Source organism: Polaribacter sp. HaHaR_3_91, assembly GCF_019278525.1.
GTDB lineage: Bacteria > Bacteroidota > Bacteroidia > Flavobacteriales > Flavobacteriaceae > Polaribacter.
Genome location: NZ_CP058986.1, coordinates 4099246 through 4111577, shown reverse-complemented (window position 1 = coordinate 4111577; position 12332 = coordinate 4099246). Strand labels below are relative to the sequence as shown.

The window sequence follows — 12332 nt, the reverse complement described above, 5'->3', positions numbered from 1 at the left end:
AATTTTTCAAAATTCTTATAAATTTTTTAAGGCTAGTTTTATTAAGTTTTCTACGGTAGCTTCCGGGTTTTCTTTTAAAATTGTTGAGATCACTTTCTCTGATTGCTTTTTATTAAACCCTAAAACTTCTAAAGCAGATAACGCTTCATCCTTATTGGTATTGCTTGTAAAAGTAGAAACTTCATCAATATTAAAGGTTTTTAAAATTTTATCCTTTAAATCTACAATAACTCTTTGTGCTGTTTTTGCACCGATTCCTTTTACAGATTGTATGAGTGGTACATTTTCTGATGCAATAGCATGTTGTATTTCTTCTGATGTCATAGATGACAACATTGTTCTTGCAATACTTGGTCCAACACCTGAAACAGAAATTAACAACTTAAAAACTTCTCTCTCTGTTTTTGTAAAAAAACCAAAAAGGGTGTGTGCGTCTTCTCTTATTGATAAATGTGTGTATAAAACAATAGCTTCATCATCGGGTAAACTAGAGAAAGTATTTAGAGAAATATGTAATAAATAACCAACTCCATTGCAATCTACAACAACTTCTGTTGGGTTTTTTTCTACCAACCTTCCTCTAACTTGTGTAATCATATATTTCTTTTTATAAGCCTCTAAAGTAAGAATTTATTTTAGGTTAGGTGTGAGCGCAATTTATATTTTATAAATCATAGAGATTAGACTTTAAATGATAACAAATAAATGTCTAATCTCTATTTTATTTAAACTCGATTCTTACATCAAATTAACCTTAAGCTAGATATTATTAAATTTTACTTCTTTTTTCTTTTTCTTGGGCATCTACAGCAGCCAATGCAGCCATGTTTACCATTTCATCTACACTAGAGCCTAATTGTAAAATATGTACAGGTTTACTTAATCCTAAAATTATTGGACCAATAGATTCTGCGTGGTTTAATTGTTTCATTAACTTATAAGTAATGTTTGCAGACTCTAAATTAGGGAATATTAAAACATTTACTTTTTTACCATTTAGTTTCGAAAACGGAAATTCTTTTGCTAACATTTCTGGATTTAAAGCAAAATCTGCTTGTAATTCTCCATCAATAATAGTGTCTGGAAAGTGTCTGTGTAGGTAAGAAACAGCTTCGGTTATCTTTTTAGAAGTTTCTGAACTTGAAGATCCAAAGTTAGAAAAAGAAACCATTGCCATGTTTGGTTTCATACCAAACATTTTTACAAAATTACCAGTCATTTGTGAAATTTTCACCAATTCTTTTGCCGTAGGATTTATGTTAATTGTAGTATCTGCTAAAAATAACGGACCTTGTTTGGTTAACATTAAGTTGGTTGCAGCAATTTTAGTAATTCCTTTGTCTTTTTCAATAAGTTCTAAAATTGGTTTTAAAACAGTTGGGTAAGGTCTAGAATATCCTGTAATTAATGCATCTGCTTCTTCTTCATTCACCATCATTGCAGCAAAATAATTACGTTCTCGCATTAATTTTGTTGCTTCAGATAAAGTACGTCCTTTACGTCTTCTATTTTTCCAATAAATTTTTCCAAAACGCTCTCTACGTTCTGCTTCTTCATCGGTTTTTGGATCTATAATTGGTACAATTGCAGTAAATCCTATTTCTGCTTTTAAAGCTAAGATTACTTCTTTTCTTCCTAATAATATTGGATCCCCAATTTTTTCATCATGTACTCTTTGTGCAGCTTTTAAAACATCTATATGGTCTGCTTCTGCAAACACAATACGTTTTCTATTACTTTTTGCTCTATTGTGTAAAAGTCTAATCTCTTTATTTCCAGAACCAGAGCGCTCCATTAATTCTTCTCTATATTTATCCCAATCTTCAATTGGTTGTAGAGCAACACCAGAATCCATCGCAGCTTTTGCAATTGCTGGTGGAATTTCATAAATTAATCTTGGATCAAATGGTTTTGGAATAATGTATTCTCTTCCGTAAGCCAAACTTACTTCATCATAAACAATGTTTACTTGTTCTGGTACCGATTTTTTAGCTAAATCGGCTAAAGCATGAACGGCTGCCATTTTCATTTCCTCATTAATTTTAGTAGCTCTAACATCTAAAGCTCCTCTAAAAATAAATGGAAATCCAAGTACATTATTCACTTGGTTAGGATGGTCAGATCTTCCCGTAGCCATTATAATATCTTTTCTTGTAGCAACTGCTAAATCGTAGTCTATTTCGGCCACAGGGTTTGCCATTGCAAAAACAATAGGGTCTTTAGCCATGGTTAAAAGCATCTGTGGAGTAACTACATTTCCTTTCGATAAACCAATAAATACATCAGCATCATGCATTGCTTCATCTAGAGTATGTAAATCTCTGTCAGTTGCAAATTCGGCTTTTTGAGAAGTAAGGTTGTCTCTATCGCTTCTAATAACACCTTTACTATCGCACATTACTACGTTTTCTTTCTTTACACCTAGTTTTAAATATAAAAGGGTACAAGAAATTGCCGCAGCTCCAGCTCCGTTAACTACAATTTTTACTTTACTAATATCTTTATTGGTAATGTCAATCGCATTTTTTAAGGCTGCAGCAGAAATAATTGCTGTTCCGTGTTGGTCATCGTGCATTACCGGAATATCTAATTCCTCTTTTAATCGTCTTTCAATTTCAAAAGCTTCTGGTGCTTTTATATCTTCTAAGTTAATTCCACCAAAAGTAGGTGCAATTGCTTTTACAGTTTGTATAAAAAGTTCTACATCTGTTGCATCTACTTCAATGTCAAAAACATCGATATCTGCAAATATTTTAAAAAGTAATCCTTTACCTTCCATTACGGGTTTAGAGGCATCCGGACCAATATCTCCCAAACCTAAAACGGCAGTTCCGTTAGATATTACAGCAACTAAATTTCCTTTAGCAGTATATTTATAAGCATTGTTTTTGTCTTTTTCAATTTCTAAACAAGGCTCAGCAACACCTGGTGAGTATGCCAAAGCTAAGTCGTGTTGAGTGGCATATTTTTTAGTAGGAACCACTTCTATTTTTCCTGGTTTTGGTTTTGCGTGATATAATAAAGCTTCGTGTCTTTTTCTAGAATCGCTCATATAATAAGTCTTTGCTTGTTTAAGCTTACAAAGATATGATTTTCAGTGAAAGAGAAGATTAATTTTCAAATCTTTTGATAGGTGTCAATTTTTATAAAATTAGGTCTTTTATTTTTTTAAACACCTTTAAGTTAGGGCACTATTTTTTGTTGTTTAACAAATTTTAAAGATTTAGGTCGATCATAAAGTTTATGTTTGTTCTTATCAACACAACCAAACTATGAAAAAATATACTTTTCTTCTATTTTTCTGCTTATCAATATCTGTCTTAGCACAAGTAAAAGGGAATATTACAGATACAAATAATACACCTTTATCATTTGTAAGTATTTATTTGGATGAAACTGTTACAGGAACAACTTCTAATGATAACGGAACATATGTTTTAAGCATTACCAAAAAAGGAAAACATACTATTGTTTTTCAAATTTTAGGCTATACAACGTTAAAAAAAGAAATAAATATTACATCTTTTCCTTTTGAATTAAATGTTCAATTAGAAGAAGAAAACGTACAATTAGCAGAAATTTCTATCTCTACAAAAGACAATCCTGCAAATAGAATTATTAGAAACACAATAGCAAGTAAAGATAAAAATACAGATAAGTATACAAAGTATACAGCTAAATTTTACTCTAGAGGTTTGTATAAAATTAAAGATGCTCCAGAGAAGTTTTTAGGTAAAAATTTGGGCGATTTTGGTGGAGCACTAGATTCTACAAGAAGCGGAATTATTTATCTTTCTGAAACGGTTTCTGAAATTCATTTTCAGAAAAACCCGAAAAAGTTTAAAGAAAAAATTATTGCTTCTAAAGTAAGCGGAACAGATAATGGTATTAGTTTTAATAGGGCAGAAGATGCGAATATTAATTTTTATGATAATAGTGTTACTTTTGGTAGCGATTTAATTTCGCCAATATCTACAAATGCTTTTGGTTATTATAACTTTAAGTTAGAAGGATCTTTTTATGATACAAATGGCAAACTCATCAATAAAATAAAATTGCTTCCTAAGCGTAAAAATGATCGTGTTTTTAATGGTTTTTTATATATTGTAGAAGATGATTGGGCTATTTATGGCGCAGATGTTTCTGTTACCGGAGCTCAAGTAAACATACCCATTGTAGATGTTTTAAATCTAAAACAAAACTATAATTATTCAGAAGCAAACGATGCTTGGGTGCTAATTAGTCAGAGTATAGATTTTAAAGTAGATGCATTAGGTTTTAATTTTGATGGCCGCTTTTCATCAGCATATTCTGCATATAATTTTAGACCAAAATATAACGAAGACACATTTACTAATGAGGTTTTATCGTTTGAGAAACAAGCAACAGAAAAAGATACCTTGTATTGGAATGCCTTAAGACCTGTACCTTTAACGAATGAAGAAACTGATGATTATAAATTTAAGGACAGTTTAAAAGTGGTAAGAAAATCTAAAAAATATTTAGATTCTGTAAATAAAAAACAAAACAAGTTTAACTTACTCTCTTCCATAACTGGTTATACGTATAAAAACTCTTTTGAAAAATGGGCTATTTCCTATAATGGTTTAATTAATGACTTTAACTTTAATACAGTACAAGGTTTTAATGTTTCTTTAGGAGGTAGTTATTTTAAAGAGCAAAATGATACAGGAAAATGGTGGAATGTAGGTGGAAAGGTAAATTATGGTTTTTCGGACAAACGCATAAGGCCCACTTTCTTTTTAACTAAAAATTGGAATGATATTTCTAGACCTAGAATGACCATTTCTGGAGGGGTTACAACTGCTCAATTTAATGGTAGGAACCCTTTAATGAAATTAAATAACACCGTTAGTTCTTTGATGAGGAGGTTAAATTATTTAAGAATTTACGAAAAGGAGTTTGCTAAAATTAATTATTCAGAAGAAATTGTAAATGGAGTTTACCTAGCTACATCATTTGAATATGCGAATAGAAAACCACTTTTTAATACCACGGATTACTCTTTTGCAAAGAAAGATAAAAACGGAGGTTACAAGCCTAATAATCCTTCAGATGTAATTGAAGTGTTTAAAGAGCATGAAATTGCTATTTTAAATGTAGGTGCTACTTTTGTATTCGGACAAAAATATTTGTCTTATCCGGATAGAAAAGAAAATATTGACAGTGAGAAATATCCATCACTGAATGTTAATTATACCAAACGCTTTGGAGCTTCTAATTCTGACTTAAATTCAGATGTATTTACAGCAAATTTAACACAAGATATAAGTGCAGGAAATTATGGTGAATTTTCTTATAATCTTAGAGGAGGTGTGTTTCTTAAAAAGAAAGACATCGCTTTTATGGACTTTTTACAAGCCAACGGAAACCAATTACTTTTTCCGTTAGACCGTGAGTTAAGTAGCTTTGGTTTGTTAGAATATTATAAATTTTATACCAATGATAAATATGCAGAAGCACATATTCAGCATGATTTTAAAGGTGCTGTTTTAGGGAAGATTCCGTTGTTAAATAAATTAAATCTTCATTTAGTTGGTGGAGCAAAAACCTTAGTGATGGCAGATAAAAAACCGTATACAGAATACTCTATTGGTTTAGATAATATAGGCTTTGGTAAATGGCGTTTTTTAAGAGTAGATTATGTAAAATCTTTTCACGCTGGAATTAAAAACGATGGTTTATTGCTTCGATTGAGTATGTTTTAATATTTTTGATATATGAAAATTCAAGTACTTTTTTTCGGAATAACCACAGATTTAGTGGGTTCATCAGCTTTAGAACTTAATATAGCTGACGTTGCTACTGTTGCAGATTTTAAAAACTCTTTAAAAGGGAAGTATCAGCAGTTAGAAAAGTTGAACTCTTATGCAATTGCTGTTAATGAAAGTTATGCAACGGATGATTTTCTTCTAAAAGAGAATGACGTTGTTGCTATAATTCCACCAGTTAGCGGAGGGTAAAAAAAAGCTTGTTTTTATCCTTAAGAAAAGAAACAAGCTAATGTGATTTTATAAAAGAGTACTAGCAGTTATTTTTTAAAATACTTCTTATCAACATAAAAAGTACCAAAAGGAATCACAGAAGCAATTAAAACCATCCCTAAAGTTTTGTTGTTCCAATTCATTTCTTTCTTTATAACTATGGCCAATACTACATATAACATAAAAAGAATTCCATGAGGCATTCCTAACATTTTTACGTAAGAAGGGTCATCTTGTAAATATTTTATAGGTGTTGCAATAAATAATAATAATAGGTAAGAAATTCCTTCTAAAATACTTACAATTCTAAATATGTTTTTCATAAAGATAATTTTTGTCAAGGCAACATATGTTTGTAATCTGTATAACTTTTTAATGTACAGAAAACCCCTTGTAATTTCGATTCGTTTATTTTTGCGAAAATACAATTTTGTTTTCCTATTTTTGTTTAACAATGAAAAGAACTTCAATAAAAATTACTTCAGATAAATTAGATTTACAAGAGTGTTATCGTTTTGTAGAAGATGCTTCTTGTGGTGGAATTTCTGCTTTTATAGGAACTGTAAGAAATGATACTCAAGGAAAAGAAGTTATGCAATTAGACTTTTCTGCCTATAAGCCAATGGCGATTAAAGAAATGCGAAAAATTGCAGATTCGGCTTTAGAGAAATTCGATATTAAAAAAATTGCCATTCACCACGCAGAAGGAATGTTGCAGGTTGGAGAAGTTCCTGTAATTATAACTACGTCTTCTAAGCATAGAAAAGCCGCTTTTGAAGCTTGTGAATTTGCAATTGACACTTTAAAAGAAACGGTTCCTATTTGGAAAAAAGAATATTTTTCAGACGGAGAGGTTTGGGTGAACGCGCATCCTTAATTTTTGGTTCTTACTTGCAGTCTTAATGCTGGTGCAAGCGTCTCGCTCGTATCTTTTCTTAAAACATTGTTGAGTAAGTTTGTGTAGGTTACTCCACATTTTATTGGTGTTTGCACGAGCGATACGCTCGCGCTATCGGCTAGTAGGGGTTGTCTGTAAATGAGTTTCAAAGTTTTAAAAAACGATGTTTTCTGTGTTGCTATGTAGTCAATTTTCTGTTATCAAGTGAGAAGCTGGAAACTGAGACTGAATACTGTTTACTTAACCGGTTTACTTTGCAACCATAAATAATACTGTAGTCCAAATAAAATAGCACCTGCTAATAAATGTGTTGCTTGCGTACCTAAAGGAAATTCTGCATAATACATTAACATTCCGGTAATGGTTTCTAAAAAGATTAATGCAACTACCCAATTTACCAGTTTGTATCCTAAGTTTTTAGCCTGATTTATGTAAAATAAAACAAAGTTTATCAATACAATTGCAATGGTAAAAGACCTGTGAAAATAGAATTTAAAACTCGGATTCATTAAACTGTAATCTTTGTTTTCGAAACCATAAAGCTTTACTTGCTCGTCTATAAATTGCCTTACTTGAGTTCCCATTGCTATTTGAATTAAAGAAAATACGGCAGAAATAATAAGTAATTTACTAAATAATGAATTGTAATTGTAGGTTTTCTTTTTGTCTGAAGTAATAAATTTTAGTTGTAATAAAAGCGCGATAATAATTAAACCAATAACCATGTGAATAGTTATTATAGAAGGTTTTAAATTTGTATCTACTACCGTTTTTCCTAACCAGGCTTCTACCAACATTAGAAAGAAAGCAGTATAAGCAAGTATTGGAATTCTCTTATCTGTTTTCCAGTATTTTGTAGCTCCGTAGATTAAGAATAAGAAAACAAAACCTGCTAAAACAGAAGATAGTCTGTTAATGTACTCTGTCCAGGTATGGTATTTGTTGAAATTTGCGTAATCGTGTTTTGTATAAGTAGCCCAATTGCTTTTATTAAATTGGTCTGTTGTTTTTATATCGTGCTCTGCAACAAATAAAGCTTCGTCTTTAATGATGATAAAACCTTTTTTAAATTCAGAATTTGGTTTCCAAGTAATTTGTTCTTCCGCTGTAGGCGGAATATAATACCCAAAACATTTTGGCCAATCAGGACATCCCATTCCTGATCCGGTCATTCTAACAACAGAGCCTGCTAAAAAAATTAAGTAGACAGATATAAAGGCAATTTGTACAGTTTTTGTGAAGCTACTTTTCATTATAAATAAAAGTTTTTACAAAAATAAGGCAAAAAAAATTCGTTTAAAATAAATTAAACGACTTGTTCTTATAAAAAAGAAAATACTTGCCAATAAGTTTTTAAAACAGCTCCGTTTTCTAAATAATTATACTCAATTAGTTAAAATGATCCTTTTACTTTTTATAAAGGGGGCGTTTTGTAAAAAAATAAGACAAAAAAAAGCCGCTTAAAAAATTAAGCGACTTGTTCTTTTCAAAAAATTTAAAATTATAGAACTCTAACGTCTACTGCATTTAAACCTTTTCTACCTTCTTTAAGGTCGAACTCTACTGCGTCACCTTCTCTAATTTCGTCAATTAATCCTGATACATGTACAAAGTACTCTGTGTTTGAATCATCTTCTGTTACAAATCCAAATCCTTTAGATTCGTTGAAGAATTTTACTGTCCCTTTTTTCAAAATAATATAATATAAATGTTAATAATACTGCAAATATAAGATTATATTAATTGATATTACTAAAATGCGGTTTTAAATAATTGTTTTCTTTTTGTAAGTACAACGTAACAGATTGTAAGTAAAAAAAAAGTAATTAATTGTTACAAAAATTATTTAATAGAGGTCTTTTAAGAAACTCAATACCGATAGTAGTTACAGCGATTTTGTATTGATAATTGTATGGTTATGAGATTTTTAAAAAATCATTTTTTTAGCGTGAAATTTCGGAAAACTGTTAATTTGTTAAAAACTTCAAGGGTTTTGTGAATAAGTATAACTTTTATTTTGGAGCAAAAAATCCAATCTTTGTTAACACTAAAAATAACAATTAAACACCCTTCATTTACCTTGGAAATTACGCATATTATAAAAAGAGACTCAGAAACAACCACATTTGAGTTAGAGAAAATTATTAATGCTATAGAAAAAGCAATGCTTACCGTTAACAATGGTTCTAGAAATGATGCTATTGCTATATCAAATATTGTACATGGTACATTATTAGAAAGAAGGTTAAATGAACCAGATTATATTCCTACAGTAGAGCAGGTACAAGATATAGTAGAGTATAAATTAATGGACAGTCCTTTTCATGACGTTGCAAAGGCATACATATTATATAGAGACGAACAAACTAGAAGTAGAAAACCAAATATTTTTGAGAAGAGGATTAACTTAAAACCTTATGATTATCCTGCTCTAGGAGAATATGTGGATGCAATTAGACATTCTTATTGGATTCATACAGAGTTTAATTATACGAGTGATATTCAAGACTTTAAGACATCTCTTACTGAGGTAGAAAAGAATGCAATAAAAAATACCATGTTGGCAATTTCTCAAATAGAGGTTGCTGTTAAAACTTTTTGGGGAGACATTTATAAAAAGATGCCAAAGCCAGAAATTGGTTCTGTAGGTGCAACTTTTTCTGAAAGTGAAGTGCGTCATCATGATGCTTATTCTCATTTATTAGAGATTTTAGGGTTAAATAATGAGTTTAAAAACTTAAAGAAAAACCCTGTTATAATGAAACGTGTTAACTATTTAGAAGGCGCGTTAAAGAATGTAAATAGTGAAGACAATCAAGAATTTTCTGAGTCTATAATATTGTTCTCTTTATTTATAGAGCACGTATCTTTATTCTCTCAGTTTTTGATTATCATGGCTTTTAACAAGCATAAAAATGTACTAAAAGGAATTTCTAATGTGGTAGAAGCTACTTCTAAAGAAGAGCAGATTCATGGAGATTTTGGTATCGATTTAATAAAAATTATAAAAGAAGAAAATCCAGATTGGTTTAGTGAAGAGCATAATTTATTGGTTCAAGAAACTTGTAAAGAAGCGTTTCTTTCTGAAAGTAAATTAATCGATTGGATTTTTGAAAAAGGAGAATTAGACTTTCTACCTAAAGATGTAATTAATGAATTTATTAAAAATAGATTTAATAATTCTTTAGAAAGTATTGGAATTGCAAAAGTATTTGAGGTAGATCAAAAATTATTAGCAGAAACAGATTGGTTTGATGATGAAATTATTGGAACCAAACATGGTGATTTCTTTGTAAAAAGATCAATCAACTATAGTAAAAGAACAAAAAGTATAACTAGCGACGACTTATTTTAAATTATGAACTTGAACGAAACAAAAACAACAGAACTTACAGAACACGAACAGTTAATTCAAGTTAGAAACGCTGCTAGGAAAGAAATGCTTAAAGGTAAAGATCAACCAGAAATTACATGGCTAACAGAAAATAGTCGTAAATTTTTACAGTCTGGTTATTTAACAGGAGATACCACACCAGAAGAAAGAATACGTGAAATTGCAGATAATGCAGAACGTATTTTAAAAATGGATGGTTTTTCTGATAAGTTTTATAAATATATGGCTGAAGGGTATTACTCTTTAGCATCGCCAATTTGGTCTAACTTTGGAAAGAAAAGAGGTTTGCCAATTAGCTGTTTTGGATCGCATGTAGCAGACGATATGGGAGATATTTTGTTCTCTCAATCAGAAGTTGGTATGATGTCTAAATTAGGAGGAGGAACTTCTGGTTACTTTGGTAAGTTACGTAAAAGAGGTGCCGATGTGAAAAACAACGGTTCATCTTCTGGTTCTGTACATATTATGCAGTTGTTCGAAAAAATGGTAGATGTTGTAAGTCAAGGTTCTGTAAGACGTGGGCGTTTTTCTCCATATTTACCAGTAGATCACCCGGATATTAAAGAATTTTTAGAAATAGGAACAGAAGGAAACCCAATTCAAGAATTAACGCATGGTGTTACCGTTGGTGACGAATGGATGCAAGCAATGATTGATGGTGATGTAGAAAAAAGAGGTATTTGGGCAAAAATATTACAAAGAAGAGGAGAAATTGGGTATCCATATATTCTTTTTAGAGACAACGCAAATAATGGAACGGTAGATGTTTATAAGGACAAAAACCACGAAATTTATGCGAGTAACTTGTGTACAGAAATCATGTTACCTTCTAATGAAGATTGGTCTTTTGTATGTTGTTTATCATCTGTAAACTTATTACATTATGATAAATGGAAAGATACCGATGCTGTAGAAACACTTACGTATTTCTTAGATGCAGTAATGCAAGAGTTTATCACTAAGTTAGAAGTATACAAAGATTCATCTGACAGAGACGATCAGTTTACGTTCCGTTTTATGGAGAAAGCGTATAAATTTGCTAAAGAAAACAGAGCTTTAGGTTTAGGTGCTTTAGGATGGCACTCTTTATTACAATCTAAAATGCATGCTTTTGACAGTGCAGAAGCATATGCTTTAAACAGTGAAATCTTTAAGGTAATTAAAGAAAAATCTTACAAAGCATCAGAAGAAATGGCTAAGTTGTATGGTGAGCCAGAAGTATTAAAAGGATACGGAAGACGTAACACCACTTTAAATGCAATTGCACCAACAACATCATCTGCATTTATTTTAGGACAAGTATCTCAAGGAATTGAGCCAATTTGGTCTAACATCTATGTAAAAGATATTGCAAAAATTAAAACAACAATTAAGAATCCAATTTTAGAAACATTATTGGAAGAAAAAGGACATAATACATCAGATATTTGGAAAAGTATTAGAGATAATGATGGTTCTGTACAGCATTTAAGCGTTTTAACTGAAGCAGAAAAAGAGGTGTTTAAAACCTATTCAGAAATCGATCAAAATGTAATTGTATATCAGGCAGCTAATAGACAAAATCATATAGATCAAGGGCAGTCAATTAATATTATGGTACATCCAGATATGCCAATTAAAGAAGTGAATTCGGTTTATATTAATGCTTGGAAATTAGGTGTAAAATCTATGTATTACCAACACAGTATGAATGCTGCACAGAAGTTTAAACAAAAGAAAGAATGTGCTAGTTGCGAAGGGTAATTAGTAGTATAAATAAAGATAAGAGAAGTCGAAAGGCTTCTCTTTATTATTAATATTTTAAAATCAAATTGCTGAGGCAGTAAAAAAAAAGCATAAAAAAAAAGGGACAATTAAATATCCCTCTTGGTGTTTTTTTAATATTTTTTGGATTCTGACCCCCAATTATATTACTAAACAGAGAAGAAGAGTTAACCTCAACTCGGTTTTGTTACTTCAAAAGTACAAAATTAGAATCTTCCCACCAAGTTAAATATTTCTTGAAATGAGTTTTTTAAATTTTCTCTATCATTTT

The 12332-nt window shown here is 30.6% G+C and carries 10 protein-coding genes; 5 read left to right on the top strand and 5 right to left on the bottom strand.

The genetic code is table 11. From position 1 onward, the window contains the following. Window positions 1-15: 15 nt before the first annotated feature. The gene (ruvA, locus tag H0I27_RS17150) at window positions 16-597 is read right to left on the bottom strand and encodes a Holliday junction branch migration protein RuvA (RefSeq protein ID WP_218731843.1); all 582 of its coding nucleotides are present in this window, start codon (window positions 595-597) and stop codon (window positions 16-18) included. Window positions 598-769: 172 nt separating this feature from the next. Continuing rightward, complete coding sequence (locus H0I27_RS17145) at window positions 770-3052, bottom strand: NADP-dependent malic enzyme (RefSeq protein WP_218731842.1); 2283 nt, start codon at window positions 3050-3052, stop codon at window positions 770-772. Window positions 3053-3272: 220 nt separating this feature from the next. On the opposite strand from H0I27_RS17145, the gene H0I27_RS17140 reads away from it, so the two are divergent. Together H0I27_RS17140 and moaD are read left to right on the top strand one after the other, a co-directional pair. After that, a complete protein-coding gene (locus tag H0I27_RS17140; protein ID WP_218731841.1) occupies window positions 3273-5729 on the top strand; it encodes a DUF5686 and carboxypeptidase regulatory-like domain-containing protein in 2457 nt (818 codons plus the stop codon). Window positions 5730-5741: 12 nt separating this feature from the next. Continuing rightward, window positions 5742-5984: a molybdopterin converting factor subunit 1 gene (moaD, locus tag H0I27_RS17135; RefSeq protein ID WP_218731840.1), complete on the top strand. Its 243-nt coding sequence runs from the start codon at window positions 5742-5744 to the stop codon at window positions 5982-5984. Between the two features lie 68 nt (window positions 5985-6052). Here moaD and H0I27_RS17130 read toward each other — a convergent pair whose 3' ends face one another. Then, window positions 6053-6328, bottom strand: a complete 276-nt coding sequence (locus H0I27_RS17130; protein ID WP_218731839.1) for a DUF3817 domain-containing protein — start codon at window positions 6326-6328, stop codon at window positions 6053-6055. A gap of 131 nt (window positions 6329-6459) precedes the next feature. Here H0I27_RS17130 and H0I27_RS17125 point away from each other — a divergent pair, with 131 nt between their 5' ends. Next, entirely contained in the window at window positions 6460-6882 is a 423-nt protein-coding gene (locus H0I27_RS17125) for a molybdenum cofactor biosynthesis protein MoaE (RefSeq protein WP_218731838.1), read from the top strand. Between the two features lie 257 nt (window positions 6883-7139). On the opposite strand, the gene H0I27_RS17120 is transcribed toward H0I27_RS17125, so the two are convergent. Continuing rightward, window positions 7140-8156: a heme A synthase gene (locus tag H0I27_RS17120; protein WP_218731837.1), complete on the bottom strand. Its 1017-nt coding sequence runs from the start codon at window positions 8154-8156 to the stop codon at window positions 7140-7142. Window positions 8157-8404: 248 nt separating this feature from the next. Next, the gene (locus tag H0I27_RS17115; RefSeq protein ID WP_068447358.1) at window positions 8405-8596 is read right to left on the bottom strand and encodes a cold-shock protein; all 192 of its coding nucleotides are present in this window, start codon (window positions 8594-8596) and stop codon (window positions 8405-8407) included. Window positions 8597-8983: 387 nt separating this feature from the next. On the opposite strand from H0I27_RS17115, the gene H0I27_RS17110 reads away from it, so the two are divergent. After that, window positions 8984-10258, top strand: coding sequence for a ribonucleotide-diphosphate reductase subunit beta (locus H0I27_RS17110; RefSeq protein ID WP_218733949.1), 1275 nt, complete (start codon window positions 8984-8986; stop codon window positions 10256-10258). A 3-nt stretch (window positions 10259-10261) separates the two neighbouring features. Then, window positions 10262-12040 (top strand): ribonucleoside-diphosphate reductase subunit alpha, encoded by a 1779-nt coding sequence (locus H0I27_RS17105; protein WP_218731836.1) that lies wholly within the window; start codon window positions 10262-10264, stop codon window positions 12038-12040. Window positions 12041-12332 lie beyond the last annotated feature (292 nt).